At 67.3% G+C, this 14452-nt stretch carries 13 protein-coding genes; 5 read left to right on the forward strand and 8 right to left on the reverse strand.

All coding sequences use genetic code 11. The features are described from left to right. Positions 1-88: 88 nt before the first annotated feature. On the forward strand, positions 89-856 hold the full coding sequence (locus YM304_RS13675) for a 3'(2'),5'-bisphosphate nucleotidase CysQ (protein ID WP_015442287.1): 768 nt from the start codon (positions 89-91) through the stop codon (positions 854-856). A gap of 5 nt (positions 857-861) precedes the next feature. Next, positions 862-1683, forward strand: a complete 822-nt coding sequence (locus tag YM304_RS13680) for an enoyl-CoA hydratase-related protein (RefSeq protein ID WP_015442288.1) — start codon at positions 862-864, stop codon at positions 1681-1683. Between the two features lie 145 nt (positions 1684-1828). Here the strand turns inward: YM304_RS13680 and YM304_RS22640 are convergent, their stop codons facing one another. The 4 genes from YM304_RS22640 to YM304_RS13700 form a co-directional block, all read right to left on the reverse strand. Continuing rightward, a complete protein-coding gene (locus YM304_RS22640; RefSeq protein ID WP_015442289.1) occupies positions 1829-2434 on the reverse strand; it encodes a TetR/AcrR family transcriptional regulator in 606 nt (201 codons plus the stop codon). A 29-nt stretch (positions 2435-2463) separates the two neighbouring features. After that, positions 2464-3813: an SGNH/GDSL hydrolase family protein gene (locus YM304_RS13690; protein WP_015442290.1), complete on the reverse strand. Its 1350-nt coding sequence runs from the start codon at positions 3811-3813 to the stop codon at positions 2464-2466. 101 nt (positions 3814-3914) lie between these two features. After that, positions 3915-5897 (reverse strand): hypothetical protein, encoded by a 1983-nt coding sequence (locus tag YM304_RS13695; RefSeq protein ID WP_015442291.1) that lies wholly within the window; start codon positions 5895-5897, stop codon positions 3915-3917. Continuing rightward, entirely contained in the window at positions 5897-6382 is a 486-nt protein-coding gene (locus YM304_RS13700; protein WP_154723458.1) for an RNA polymerase sigma factor, read from the reverse strand. Before YM304_RS13700 ends, YM304_RS13695 begins: the two co-directional genes overlap by 1 nt. Before the next feature lie 148 nt (positions 6383-6530). On the opposite strand from YM304_RS13700, the gene YM304_RS13705 reads away from it, so the two are divergent. Beyond that, positions 6531-7175 (forward strand): carboxymuconolactone decarboxylase family protein, encoded by a 645-nt coding sequence (locus tag YM304_RS13705; protein ID WP_015442293.1) that lies wholly within the window; start codon positions 6531-6533, stop codon positions 7173-7175. Positions 7176-7193: 18 nt separating this feature from the next. Here YM304_RS13705 and YM304_RS13710 read toward each other — a convergent pair whose 3' ends face one another. The 3 genes from YM304_RS13710 to YM304_RS13720 all read right to left on the reverse strand — a co-directional run bounded on the left by YM304_RS13710 (position 7194) and on the right by YM304_RS13720 (position 10601). Beyond that, on the reverse strand, positions 7194-8381 hold the full coding sequence (locus YM304_RS13710; RefSeq protein ID WP_015442294.1) for a CaiB/BaiF CoA transferase family protein: 1188 nt from the start codon (positions 8379-8381) through the stop codon (positions 7194-7196). Next, entirely contained in the window at positions 8378-10075 is a 1698-nt protein-coding gene (locus YM304_RS13715) for a PEP-utilizing enzyme (protein WP_015442295.1), read from the reverse strand. Before YM304_RS13715 ends, YM304_RS13710 begins: the two co-directional genes overlap by 4 nt. A 61-nt stretch (positions 10076-10136) precedes the next feature. Next, positions 10137-10601 carry a VOC family protein gene (locus YM304_RS13720; protein WP_015442296.1) on the reverse strand — a complete coding sequence of 155 codons (465 nt, stop codon included), beginning with the start codon at positions 10599-10601 and terminating at the stop codon, positions 10137-10139. A 429-nt stretch (positions 10602-11030) separates the two neighbouring features. Between YM304_RS13720 and YM304_RS13725 the strand changes: the two genes are divergently transcribed. Further along, positions 11031-12656 carry an ABC1 kinase family protein gene (locus YM304_RS13725; RefSeq protein WP_231897593.1) on the forward strand — a complete coding sequence of 542 codons (1626 nt, stop codon included), beginning with the start codon at positions 11031-11033 and terminating at the stop codon, positions 12654-12656. A gap of 57 nt (positions 12657-12713) precedes the next feature. Then, positions 12714-13385, forward strand: a complete 672-nt coding sequence (gene nucS, locus YM304_RS13730; RefSeq protein ID WP_015442298.1) for an endonuclease NucS — start codon at positions 12714-12716, stop codon at positions 13383-13385. Positions 13386-13431: 46 nt separating this feature from the next. Here the strand turns inward: nucS and YM304_RS13735 are convergent, their stop codons facing one another. Then, positions 13432-14319, reverse strand: coding sequence for a hypothetical protein (locus YM304_RS13735; protein ID WP_015442299.1), 888 nt, complete (start codon positions 14317-14319; stop codon positions 13432-13434). Positions 14320-14452 lie beyond the last annotated feature (133 nt).

A 14452-nucleotide genomic window follows, 5' to 3' on the forward strand; every position in this document is an offset into this window, starting at 1 on the left:
CGATCGTTCCGGCGAGCGACGAGGCGCCGTCGCTCGCGGCGCACGCATCGGCTGCACACATCCGCCACTCCCCTGGCATGATGGCCCGATGCCAGTGGACGGGACGGCACCCGAGACCGACGCCGAACTCGCCACACGACTCGCGGTCCAGACCGGCCAGATCCTGGTGAAACTGCGCGAGGAACTGTTCGGTCAGGGGGCCTCGACCTGGGACGTCAAAGACGCCGGCGACGCCGCCGCGCAAGCGTTCCTCGCACGCGAGTTGCACGAGCATCGTCCCGACGATGCGGTGCTCTCGGAGGAGGAAGGCAAGACCGACCAGCGACGCTTCACGAGCGATCGCGTCTGGATCATCGACCCGCTCGACGGCACCCGAGAGTTCGGCGAGCCGGGCCGATTCGACTGGGCGGTGCACGTCGCGCTCTGGACCGCCGATCGATTCGGCGCTGCCGCGGTGAGCCTGCCGGCGATCAACGCGGTGTTCTCCACCGATCCGGCGCCGCCGCATCCGGTGTTCGAACGCGAACGGCCGCGTCTCGTCACCTCCCGTTCGAGGGCGCCGTATTCGGCGATCCTGGTGTCGGAGGGCCTCGACTGCGACGCCGTGCGACTCGGATCCGCCGGTGCCAAGGCGATGTCACTGGTCATGGGCGAGGCCGACATCTACGTCCACGACGGCGGCATGTACCAGTGGGATTCAGCCGCGCCGGCAGCCGTCGCGCTCGCCGCAGGCTTCCACGTCAGCCGACTCGACGGTTCGCCGATCGTCTACAACGAACGCGACCCCTGGCTCCCCGACTTCATCGTCTGTCGGCCCGAGTTGGCCGAACCCGTCCTCAAGTCGATCTGGGGCTGACGACGATGACCGAGCTCGAACTCAAGGCGACACGCTTCGAGGTCGAGGATCGCGTCGCCACCGTCTGGCTTCACCGCCCGCATCGGCACAACGCCTGGACCGGCCGGATGCACACGGAGCTCCGCTCGATCATGGCCGGCCTCGAGCACCGTGACGACGTTCGCGCCGTCGTCATCACGGGCTCCGACCGCGCGTTCTGCGTCGGCGGCGACAGCCAGGCCCTCGAAGGGCACGTCGAACGTGGCTCCTACGACACGGGGGTTCGACCCGATGCCGCATCACCTGGCGGCGGCGACCGACTCGACGCCGACTTCGCCTGGCAACTCGGCTACCGGCTCCCGATCATCGCCGCGGTCAACGGGGCGTGCGCAGGCATCGGGTTGGCGTTGGCGCTGTTCTGCGACCTCCGTTTCGTGGCCGCCGAAGCCAAACTCACGACCGCGGCACCGAAGCTCGGGCTCCCGGCCGAGTACGGCATGACGTGGATGCTGCCGCGCCTCATCGGCGTCACCCGCGCCAACGACCTCCTGCTGTCGGGTCGGGTGTTCACCGGCGCCGAAACGGCCGAGTGGGGCTTGTGGAACGGCGTGTGCGAGGGCGGCGCCGCAACGCTCGCCGCCGCTCGCGGCTGGGCCGCGCAGTTGGTGCGCTTCGCCGGGCCGACCGCGGTGGCCACCACCAAACGCCAGATCACCGCCGACCTGCTGCGCCACGACCCCGCCGCGTCGGTCACCGACTCGATCGTGCTGATGAACGACGCCATGGCGACCGCCGAGTACCGCGAAGGCATCGCCGCCCTCGTCGAAAAACGCGCCCCCGACTTCTGACACTCGCCCACCCCGGTCGCACCCCACCGGTGTTTGTGTGACCGATCCCGCGAGCCAGACCCACAATCGGTCACACAAACCCGACGGCTCGAGATCTGTGTGACCGAATGCGCGAGCCAGCGTCGCTTTCGGTCACACAAACGCTTCAGGGTGTGTCGGTGAGGCGGCGTTCGGCGTAGGTGACGACCATGTCTTCGAGTTCGTGGAGGACCATCGACCGTTCGGGTTCGGACGTGGGGCAGGTCGCCAGCGTGTGACGGACCGTCTCGATCGTCATCCGCACGGCCACCCGGCGGACGACGGGATCGTGGGCGGAGCCGAGTTCGGCCAGCAGCGCATCGAACGTCTCGATCATCGTCGTGCGGACGCTGTGCCCGACCGAGTCGGCGGCCTCGGGCCGCACCTCCTGGGTGAGCCGGTAGTAGCCCGGATGCGCCAGGGCGAGGTGACCCGCCACCCGGATCACGCGGCGGAGACCGTCGGGCACTTTCGAGAGTGCATCGACCGATGCGAGTTCGGTAGCGAATGCCGCGGCCGCGTCGTCGAGGTAGCGGTCGGCGAGCGCCTGGCCGATCGCGTGCTTGTCGGGAAAGAAGCGATACAGCGCGCCGACCGAGATCCCGGCCTCTTCGGCGATCGCCGTGGTCGTCACGCCGACCGACCCTCGCGCAGCGAACAACGTGTCCGCTGCGACGAGGATCTTCTCGACGGTGTCTTTCGATCGCTGTTGTTGCGGGGCCGCCCGGCTCACCTGGTCGTCACCCGCCTCGACGTCGGAGCTCAGCTCGCGCTGATGGCACCACTCGACGGATTGCGGACGCAGTCGATGCGGTCACTGCTGGCGGCGACGGCTGCCGACAGGCATTGACCGAGCACGGCGTGTCCGGCGGCGTTGGGGTGCCACGACTCCTGGCAGGTCTGGAACCAGTCGGTACACACGCCCTGGATGCGCGAGATGTCGAGCTTGTCGGTTCCGTTGATGCTCGTGAGGTGCACCCCGGTCGGCACACCGCCCGACTTGTCCATCAGCCTGACCGGTGTGGCGAGCACGCCCGACGGGCTGTTGGAGTTCTCGCAGAGCCGGGCGCCGTCGAAGGCTCGCTGCACGTTGAGGTACACGAGATCGGTGGCCGGGAACTCGGCGCTCAGGGTGCTGTGCACACCTTCGACCAGGTTGCCGAGACCCTGCGAGAACTGATGGGCCGGACCGAGACTCGCCCGGTGCGCCGGGCAGCCGCCGGCGTACCGCTCACGTACGAGGTCACGGAACTTGTCGCGCGTGTCGGTACGACGGCTCTCCTTGTAGAACTTGTTGTCGAAGTCGGGCGGCAGCGGGTTGGTGTAGTCCTGCAACACCACCGTGTGCTCGCCGTCGGCGTCGATCTGATCGAGCGTCTGCAAGATCTGGCGCACGGCGGCAACCGTCTCGGCCTCAGCGGTGTTCAGTTCGGCAGCGCTGGCCAGGTCGTTGACCGTGCACGGGTCCTGCGGGCTCGACGATCCGGTGATCCAGTTGATGATCGGCACCCAGAACTCCCACCAGCCGATGTAGCCGTCGGCGACGAATCGGCCGGCGCACTCGGCGGCGGCGTCACCGAAGGTGAAGCTGGAGTTGTTCGATCCGAGACCGATCAACACGACGTCGATGTCGTGGGTCTGCGAGACGGCGACGAGCTGATCGATCTGCGCTTCGACGGTGCGACCGCTCGCTCGGTTGATCGAGTCGTTGGCCATGTCGTGCGGCTGCCCGCCCGAGCAGGCCAGGTTGAATCGGGCGCTGATGCCCGGCAGGTTCGCCTGCTGGATCGATGCATTGGCGGAGCGATGGCAGAAGAAGGCGTTGCTGTTGTCGGCCGACCAGCCGGGGAAGCCCTGCGCGTTGCCGTTGACGTCGACGACGGCCTGATAGCTGCCGGCACCCTCCCCCGAGATGAAGCTGTCGCCCATGGCGACTGCCGCGGTCGGTAGCGACACCGGTGCCGGTGCGGCGATGCGAACATCGACCGCCGGCGATGGTGCCGGAGCCGGCCGCGCGTCGGCTGCTGTTGCCGGCACGATCGATGCGGCTGCCATGGCGGCGACGAGCCACCTGCCCGTTCGTCGTCGACGGCGATGCCCTTCAGTGAGCATGGCGGTTCCCCCGAGTGCGTCGTTCATGTGATCCCCCGATCAAAACGCGAATGTTGCTTCGCATTCTGCACCTCGGTGTCGACGCTGTCAACGCCAATCACTCACCGGCTCTCCTCGGGAACGATCCGAACGGTCGGGCTCAGCTGCAACAGTCGACCATCGGCATCGACGATCTTCACCGTGACGACGACCGGTTCGGTGGCGTCCGCCGGGCCGAGACGGAAGCCACTCGTCGAGCCCGCGATCGACGTGTTCCCCGCTCCCCCGTTCGACGCTCCGGCACCTCCTCCGTCCAACTCGACGAGGTAGCGAGCAGCGTCCGGATGCGACTCGAAATCGGCCCAATCGACCTCGAGAAAGGTGACTCCGTCGGCAAGACGAAGGCTCAACGCCACCACCTGATCGGACAGGCCATCGCCGGTGGCGTCGAACAGTGTGAGCACCGCCTCGGTGTCGAGGCCGAGGAGTAGTTCGTCCGGCGTGTTGTCCTGCTCTGCGATGCTGGGCTGCCGCGTCAACGCCGCGAATCGATCGACGTCGGCGTCGATCACGTCGCCGACACCGGGTGCCTCGGCATCGTCGACGCCTTCGATGATCACCGTCGTCGGCCCGACCTCGCCGATCGCGTAGGGCGCCGGCCCTCGGTCGATCACCGCCACGAATCGAGCCACTGGATCACCGTTGATCGCGTACACCCGGTAGATCCAGGGATCGCCGTTTCGGCGGCATTCGCTCATCGCTCCGCTCGACGACACGTCGGTGTTGACGCTCTCGTGGAGCACGACGAAGCGATCGGTAGCACCAGCGTCGAGGTCGAAGCCAGGGACCGGCGCATCGAGCGCCCGACCGCTGAGCGCCCCGACGATCTCCTCGATGTCGTCACGGTCCAACCCGCGGGAACGGAGGTAGCCGATCGATCCGTCGGCGAGTCGCCACGTCGCTTCGCCGTTCCCGTTGTCGAACGTTGCGATGCCGACGTCGACCCCGTCGATGGGCACGACCTCGACCCGCTCGCCATCGATCGACTCGTCGGTCGCCTCGTCCCACCGTTGGATCAACGCAAACGGGTCAGCCGGCGTGCCGCCGGGTGCGCCGATGATCTGGATCGGGAACACCTCGTCACGGGGAAAGAAGACCTGTGTGAATCCGTCGCGCGCACCGAAGTCGAGCGCCGATTGCGGTGGGCAGACGTCGTCGGCGAACACGGGCCGGGAAATCCCCTCGGTCTGGCGGTCGGCCACGACGCTGACGCGAGCGATCACGTCGTCGATCGACAGATCCTGGATCTCGGTGTCGAGCCCCGCCAGGCTCTCGGCCACCGGCGATGCCTCGCCCCTCGTGCCGGCGCACCCGAATCCGATTCCTCCGACGTACGGGGCCCAACCGCCGGGGGCGGCGGGGAACGCGTCGAGGAATGCGATGAACCGCACCCCCTCGAACACGACGGTGTCGGCGAGCGGGTCGTCGCCCAGACCCTCAGCCCACAACGACGGTGAGCCGATCCGCTCGACCGTTCCGACGCCTGCCAGGACCTCGACGTTCGCCACCTCGATGGAGGTGTAGGTCTCGCCGTTCGCGGCGCTCGTACGTCGTGCGCTCACGAGATCTCCAGCGACGACCACGTCCGACCACTCCACCAGTTGCGCCACGTCACGTGCCGGTTGGTAGTCGTACGTCGGCTGCCCGCTACGAAGCAGTTGCCCGATCTCAGCCAACTCGCTGGCATTCGAACACGTCAGCGCCACCTGCTCGTCCTCATCGACGGGAGTCGGGGTGTCAGGTGGCGGGTCGTCGGCGGCATCGACGGCCTCGGTCGGGGTGTCGACGACGTCGGTCGGGGTGACGACGATGTCGCCGATCGCGTCATCGCCGTCTCCTCCTCGGCTGAGCGCCACAAAGCCGACGACCAGACCGAGGACCGACGCAACGGCGCCGACGAGCACCCAGGTCGAACGGCGCCGATGAGTGGCCGTCGCCCCGTCCTCCCCGGAGCCGGGCTCGCCGATCGCGGGGCCCGCCCGATCGACGATCTCATCCCACTGATCGGGTACGGGCACCTCGTCGAATCGATCGAACGGTTCCATCAGACCTCCTCCTCCAGGATGACTCGTGCTCGTCGCGTCGCTCGGTGCAGGCGGACGCGCAGTACCGGTCCCGCGACTCCGAGGATCGGGGCGAGCTCCGACGGACGCCAGCCGCCGACGTGACAGAGCACCAGCAGTTCGCGGTCGGCGAGTTCGAGTTCGCTGAGTGCGTCGAGCACGTGGGCGAGCCCATCGGGTTCGGCAGCGTTCGGCGCTGCGGACATATCGACCGAATCTCCGACGCCACGGTCGCCCCGAGCACCGAGTTGCCCGCGAGCGATGGCGAACGCCGACCTCCACACCCAGGCCTGCACGTCGCGGATCTCGTCGCCGCGCCGCAGCGCCTGCGCGAACGCCTCGGCGGTGGCGTCGTCGGCGACATCTCTCGAACCGCCGAAGGCGTACACCGACCTCCAGAGCCGGGCATGGTCGGCCTCGTAGACATCGCGGAGACGCAGCACCACGTCGTCGGTCCGTTCCGTCATCTCGTCAGCATCCACCATGGGCGATCACGGGTACAGGGCGCCACAGCCACCGAGCGTTACACACCCATCGTCGATTCGGTCGATGGGACGCGTGCACGACGAGCGTCTCCTGTCGAGACGACCGCGCCGAATCGGCCACACTCGGGGCATGCCACGACTCAGTGAGGTTTCCCGCGACGACGCTCATCCGTTCGCACAGGTGATGTACAAGATGCTGTTCGGCGATCGCGACCCGGTCGCCGAACCGGGCACCGCGAGCGGCACGCCCGGCAACTGGTGGACCGTGTTCGCCAACTGTCCCGACGCGTTCGACCACACCACCGCCGGGTTCCAGTTCTACCGATCGGAGAACCGAGAACTCTCGGCCCGCCACCGCGAGCTCGGCCAGTGCCGCGCCGGATACGTCGCTGCCAGTCAGTTCGTGTTCAGCCAACACTGCAAGGCGATGCGCGACGTCGGCTTCACCGACGAGCAGGTCGAAGCCATTCCGAACTGGTCGACGGCCGACTGCTTCTCCCTCGACGAACGAGTGCTGCTCGCCTACACCGACTGCCTGGTGCTCGAACACGGACGCGTCCCCGAAGCACTGTTCGACCAACTGAAGGAGCACTTCTCCGAGGTCGAGATCATCGAGTTCACGTACATCACGTGCACGTACGCAATGCACGCGACGATGACGAAGGCACTGCGCCTGGAGTACGACGACGTCGACGAGCGCGTGCAGGAGGTTCCCGACCCCGACGGCAACAAGGCGGGGCTCGACGTCATGGCCGTCGTCGACACCGACGGCTGAGACCGGCGGCCGCGACCGTCAGTGCTCGTCGAGGTCGGCGAGCACTTCGTCGGTGTGCTCGCCGAGCATCGGCACCACGCCCGGGCGAATCGTGTACCCGGCGAAGTCGATCGGAGTCGCCACCGCACGGAACGGTTCGTCCCCGTCACGCGGGGTCATGTCGACGAAGCCGTGCTGCGCCTGTGGGTCGGCCAGCACGTCGGGGATGGAACTGATCGGCGCCCACCACACGTCGTGCTCGTTGAATCCCGACGTCCAGTGCTCGTAGTCGTGCGCGGCGAAGATCGCGTCGAGTTCTGCGATCAGCGCGCTCGCATTGCGATACCGACCCTTGGCCGTCGCGAAGCGTTCGTCGGCATCGAGCGAACTCGGCCCGATCGCAGCGAGCAACTTCGGCCAGTGACGGTCCCCTTCGAGGCAGATCAGCCAGAAGCTGCGCCCATCCGCGGCGAGGTAGCAGTTGACGAGCGGCGTCGATGCCTCGGTGCGCGAGGTCGTCGCCGCCCGTTTCCCGAAGCGCATCTCGACGCTGATGTCCCAAGCGATCGAGTACATCCCGACTCGGAGCAGGCTCGTGGTGACCAGCCCGCCTCGACCGGTGCGGCCCCGTTCGACGAGCTTGGCCATCACCCCGGCCGCCAAGGTCATGCCGGTCTGGTGATCGCCCATGCCCGAGCGAGGGTTGGGCGGCAATTCGCCGGGCGGCATCAACGTGTGCGCCAGGCCCGATCGGGCCCAGTAGGCGCCGACGTCGTACCCGGCCCGATCACGTTCCTCGCCTTCGAGCCCATACCCCGTGACCAGGCCGTACACGACCGACGGGTGGCGCTCGCAGACGGTCTGGTGGTCGAGACCGAGTCGTTCGAGCGCCCCTGGCCGCATGTTGGAGATGAACACGTCGGCGCTGGCGATCAGACCGTGGAGCCGTTCGACTTCCGCAGCGTCGCGGAGGTCCATCACGACCGACCGCTTGCCCCGATTGTCCATCTCGAACGGTGGAACCGGGATGTCGTCTCGAACGCCGATCGAGGCGAACACCGCTCGCTGCGGATCGCCGGCCGCGGCTTCGATCTTGATCACGTCGGCACCCCAGTCGGCCATGATCCCACCGGCCGCCGGACCGGCCACCCAGATCCCGAGTTCGACCACCCTGATGCCGTCGAGCGGCCCAGGCGCATCGCCGCCGAGCACGGAGGACTCGGTCATTCGTCTGCCGCGTCGAGCGAGATGATCGTCACGGTGCCGGTGCCACCGTCGACTTCGATGATCGCTCCGTCGGGAATCGTCTTCGTCGCCCCGGTGACCGACACGACGCACGGCAAGCCGAGCTCGCGGCTGACGATCACCGCATGCGTGATCTGCGCGCCGACGTCGACGACGACCGCCGCTGCGGGCACGAACAGTGGCGTCCAGGCTGGGTCGGTGACCGGCGCCACGAGGATCTCACCGGGTTCGAGACCCTGCGGGTCAGCCGGATCGAGCACCACCCGCGCCCGGCCCCGAGCCACGCCCGGACAGCCGGAGATACCGGTCAACTCGAGGCCGACGACCGCTTCCTGGCCGTCGGCGACAGCGTCTCGGCGCGGCCAGGTGGTCCAGGGCTCGGGTGCACCGTTGGTGACGAACGGTGGCACGTGATCGAACATCTTCCGCCACGTCTGCTCGCGCTCGGAGATCAGATCGGAGAACGATGTCGGTTCACGGACGAACCCGTCGAGTTCGCGTTCGGTGAGCATGAAGATCTGGTCGAGCTCGGCGATGTGGCCCGCCTCGGCGTGGCGTCGCCCGAGTTCACGCAACGACAGCCGCATCTCGTGGACGAGCAGGATGCAGTTGGTCTTCGACCGTTCACGACCCGCGGCGTACACGTGGGCGCACTGCAAACCCGCTTCGAAGGTGCCCTTCGTCTCGTCGTCGGCACCGGTCAGCATCTCGCGCACCGTCGCCGTGGCCTGCTCCCGCTCGGCGATACGCAGCTCGGTGCGCGCCTGCGGACTGTCGGCATCGGGTGCTGGGCGCATCGCCCGGATCGCCACGGTCGGCAGCATCGGATCGGTCCCCCAGGTGTTGCTGTGCAGATCCCATTCGTTGGGGCCTCGGCTCCCGAATCGGCGCAGGAAGTCGTCGAAGCCGGCGCGGTACTCGTCGCTGTCCTCGTCGAGACGCGACAGTTCCCACATCGCCCAACTCGGGGCCGCCGAGTCGACGTCACCGAGACCGGAGCACAGCGTCATGGTGAGTTCGGGTCTGCCGATCGCGTCGCACACGCCCGCGACGGTGCCGATACCGAAACCGGCACCCGCCGAGATCAGGATGTGCTGGCAGAACAGCCTGCGAAACATGGGCATGAAGGCCCGGGCGTGGTCGACCAGTTCCTGATCGGTGAGCTTCGCGAGGTCGGGGCGTCGTTCGATGCGACGCCACATCTGATCGCGGTCGGCACGCAACTCGGGAAGGTCGGCGGTGGTGAACAGTTCGCCCAGGTATCCGGCGAGTTGCTCCGACCGGTCGGCGTTCTCGTCGGTCGGTCGAGCCTCCTCGGCATACGGCGTGATGCCCGGCATGTCGCCGTAGTACTGCTCGTCGACCATCTCCGGACTCATACCGGGCATGCGCACGCCGTAGATGCGCGCCAACGACATGTTGAGATACATGTAGCCGCCGAACACGCCGATGCAGTTGGGACGGTCGGCCTCGAACTCGTCGGGCGTGAACGTGCCGGCAGCGATGAAGGCGTCTCGATACCCGTCTTCGCCGGGGCCGGCCATCGTCATCGTCGCCGACAGCGGCGACATCGGATCGGGGCACACTTCGCCCGCGTTGGCCCGGCTGTAGATCGGGTACTTCTCGCTCGCGAGCGTGTCGATGACCCAGGTCGGTTGGTTCGTTGCGTGCCCCACGAACGGCAGTTCTAGCCGATCGGAGCGCGCAGTGAATCCAGTGGACCGCGCTCCCGTGCGGTCAGCCGAGGGCAGCGATGACGTCTGCGGGCGCTTGCACCAACTCGATGAGCACGCCCTCGCCGCTGCGTGGCGACTCGTCGTTGCCCTTCGGGTGCATGAAGCAGACGTCGTGACCCGAGGCTCCCTTGCGGATGCCACCCGGTGTGAAGCGCATGCCCTGCTCGGTCAGCCAGTCGACCGCTGCGGGAAGGTCGTCGATCCAGAGGCCGAGGTGGTTGAGCGTCGGTGAATGCACCTTCGGCGACTTCTCCGGATCGATCGGCTGCATCAGGTCGATCTCGACGGCGTGCGGCCCGGAACCGAGCCGCAGGATGTCTTCGTCGACGTTCTCGGATTCGGCCACGTAGTCGCCGACCTTCTCGACGCCGAGCAGTCCGCTCCAGAGGTCGGTCAGGGCCCCTTTGTCGAGCCCGCCGATCGCGACCTGTTGGATACCGAGCACGTTGAACGGGCGATCACTCATGAGCCCAATCGTCGCGGGAAACGACGCGTTCGGCCAAACCGCGTCAGCGGTCGACGCGCACCGGACGCACGGCCAGCATCTGCGAGCGTTTCCGCACGAGGCTGCCCAGGGCACCGGTCAGAGCCGCCAGTTCGACGGCGGTGAAGATCACGACGGACATGCCAATGATTCGGACATCGCTCTCTCACGCTTGACTCTGTTTTTCGTCATGATTACCGTCCATCCCCGGCCACATCCGACCATCGTGCTATGGCTGCTTCCGACCGGGCCGCACGCTCGCATCGCACCGTCGCTTCTGGCGCTGCTCCGCGTACCGATTCGACGGCAGCGAGCGGGAACTCGGCGACGAACTTCACAGGGCTCCGTCGGCGCGACCCCGTCGACATGCGTCATCATGGATGTCGTATGGCCGTGCCTGATGACGTATCCGTGACGAGCGACGGGCCGGCGACCGACCTCGCCTGGGGGTCGTTCACCGAGACCGGACCGTGGACGCTCGACCGCGCCGACGTCCGATGGTCCGAACTCGCTGCCACGCTCCGCGTTCGAGCTCAGGCCGAGGTGCCGGTGCTCACCAAGCCGTCGAAGCTTCCTCCGGGGCTGCGCGTCGTCACCGTCGCCGGCCGTCTCGGGCGTGCACTCGTCCCGTGGATGATTCGCAAGAAGCGCAAGCAGCATGCCGACGCTTCGGCGAGCCGCGCCGACGTGTCGCTGCGACTGCGCACCGCCGCTGAAGACCTCGGACCGACGTACATCAAGCTCGGTCAGATCATCTCGTCGGGCGAAGGTCTCTTCCCCGCCGAACTCGTCGACGAGTTCAAACGATGCCGTGACCAGGTGCCCGCCGAGCCGTTCTCCGTCGTCAAACAGACGGTGGAAGAAGACCTCGGGGCTCGCCTCGACGACGTCTTCGAGTACTTCGACGAGACGGCCCTCGCCGCCGCCTCGATCGCCCAGGTCCACGCCGCCCGCCTCCGAACCGGCGAAGAGGTCGTGGTGAAGGTGCAGCGGCCATCGGTGTCACGCCTCGTTCGCAAAGACCTCCGCGTCATGGCGTGGCTCGCCCCGCACCTCGTCGGCCGCATCCCCGTCGCCGCGCTCGCCAACCCGCCCGCGCTGGTCGAACTCTTCGCCGAAACCATCGTCGAAGAACTCGACTTCCGGATGGAGGCGGCCAACATGCTCGACGTGGCCACGATGCTCCACGACCTCGAGCAAGACCGCTACGTGGTGCCCCGCCCCCACCCCTCGCTCGTGACCCGGCGTGTACTCGTCATGGAGCGCGTGCACGGCTTCAACTTCGACGACGTCGCCGGCATGAAAGACGCCGGGATCGACACCGAAGACGTCGTGCGGACGGCGATGATCGCCTTCATGGAAGGCGCCATCGTCGAGGGCATCTTCCACGGCGACCTGCACGGCGGCAACCTGTTCGTGCTCGCCGACGGACGCACCGCGCTGCTCGACTACGGCATCGTCGGACGGCTCAGCGGCCCCCGCCGCAATGCGTTCCTGCGCCTCATGCTCGGGGCGACCACCAACGATCCCAGGAGCCAGGTCGAGGCGCTGCGCGACCTCGGCGCGCTCCCGGTCGACACCGACATCGATGCGGTCATCCGCGATCTCCGACTCGACCAGGACGTCATCGACCCCACGACGCTGACCGGCGAGGAGATGGTCGCCGAGGTCCAGCGGGTGGTCAAGGCGATGCTCGGCTACGGCGCCAAGCTCCCGAAGGAACTGATGCTGTACGTGAAGAACCTCGTGTTCCTCGACGGCGCCATCGCCCGGCTCGCCCCCGATCTCGACCTGATCGGCGAGGTGTCGAACATCTCGATGATGTTCGCCATGAAGCACGGCGAGCGTCTCGGACGCGAACTCGGCGTGAACCCCAACGAGGTCGAGTTCGACATGGACGGGGTGAAGGCCAGCATGGGCCTCGAATCGAACGTCAACTCCCTCACCTATCGCGAGCTCCAGCAGCGTCGAGCGCTCATCCAGAAGCGCATGCAAGAGCACGTCGAAGCCGAGGGCGGCAAGATCAAGATGACCTGAGCTCGCATCATCCGGTGTCTGACACCGGATGACTCGCTGGCGATAGGGTCGGCGCTCGTGCGCTTGGTGATTGCCCGTTGTTCCGTCGACTACGCCGGTCGTCTCGACGCCCATCTGCCCGAGGCGAATCGCCTCATCATGCTCAAGGCCGACGGGTGCGTGGCGATCCATGCCGACGGCGGCGCCTACAAGCCCCTCAACTGGATGAACGCGCCCAACACGATCGTCGAGATCGACGACGACGACGGGCATCGTTGGGTGGTCAGCAACCACAAGAAGGAAACGCTGACCATCACGCTGCACGAGGTGCTCTCCGACGTGTCGGAGGAACTCGGCGACGACCCCGGCCTCCAGAAGGACGGCGTGGAGGCCCACCTGCAAGAACTGCTCGCCGCGAGCCCGACCTCGATCGAAGAGGGTCTCAAGCTCGTACGACGCGAGTACCCGACCGCCATCGGCCCCGTCGATCTGCTCTGCCGCGACGAATCCGACCAGGTCGTGGCGATCGAGGTCAAGCGACGGGGCGAGATCGACGGCGTCGAGCAACTGGCCCGCTACATCGAGCGGCTCCAACTCGATTCGTCGCTGGGCGAGGTCCGCGGCGTGTATGTGGCGCAGTCGATCAAACCGCAGGCCAAGGTGCTCGCCGAGTCACGTGGCTTCACGTGGGTCGAGGTCGACTACGACGAACTCCGGGGCATGAAGTCCGACGAGCTCAAACTGTTCTGAGGCTGCTGCTCGGCCGAGGGACGTCCTCGACGAAGCCGACGCACCGTCAGCACGATCGGCTGGGGTAGGCCGGTCGGGCGAGCACCTGATACGTGACGCCGTCCTCGGCGAAGAACGTCAGTTGATCGGCGCTCTCGAGCAGCTCACCGACCTGCGCGGCGTCGACTTCGGTGCAATCGGCGGCATCGGCGAGGATCACCCCCGTGTCGGTCGGCCACTCGACGACGGTGGGCTCGAGTTCGTAGCCCGACAGGTCACCGGCAGGAACCGCCGAGAGTTGGTAGGCCTCCGGTCGGTGCGGTTCGGCCGGGCCGAGCGCATCTGCTCCGACCAGCGCCGGGATGTCACCGAGCAACGCCACGAACTCTTCCAGGCCGCTCGCTGCGCCGAGTCGATCCCCCTCGGGCTGGAGTTCGTCCAGTGACTCGTCGATCCCCAGCGCATACGCCTCGTGGACGTAGGTCTCGCCGTCGACGGTGATCCGCAGCGTGGCGGTGCTGGCATCGGCCACGTGAGCATGCTCCGGATAGGTGACATCGGCGAACAGCCCGGCGTCCCGCGCCGCGTCGAGCAACCTGTCGATGCCCTCCTGCGTGATGGTCTGGACGTTCGCCGGCGGAACCAGCGGTCCGGGATAGATGGCGATGGTCGGAGCAGGCGTGATCAGCCGCCCATCGGAGGTCAACAGCACCTGCGGTTGCTGCTGGAAGGCGACGTCGCGAGTGGTGAAGCCGCCGTAGTAGCCGAACTCCAGCATCGCGGTGACGGGTTGGTCGGGATCCGGAAGCGTGGTGGGCACGGTGGTCACATCGGTCACGGGAGGCAACGGGTCGCCGGTCTGAGCAGGGGCGCCGGCATCGTCGGAACCACACGCTGCCAGCACGGCAGCAGCGGGTGCGGTGAGCAACAGGGTGAGAAGCGTTCGTCGTTCCATGTGTGTTTGACGACCGCGCGTCCACGTCGGTTCCCGATCGGTTCGTACTGCTGGTGTGACGTCGCCCACACATGTCTCACGCACGTGCGGAGCGAACGTGGTCAGCGCTCCGCGGAAGCCACTAGGTTGCTCG

The organism is Ilumatobacter coccineus YM16-304 (assembly GCF_000348785.1).
In the GTDB taxonomy this organism is placed as follows: Bacteria; Actinomycetota; Acidimicrobiia; order Acidimicrobiales; family Ilumatobacteraceae; genus Ilumatobacter_A; species Ilumatobacter_A coccineus.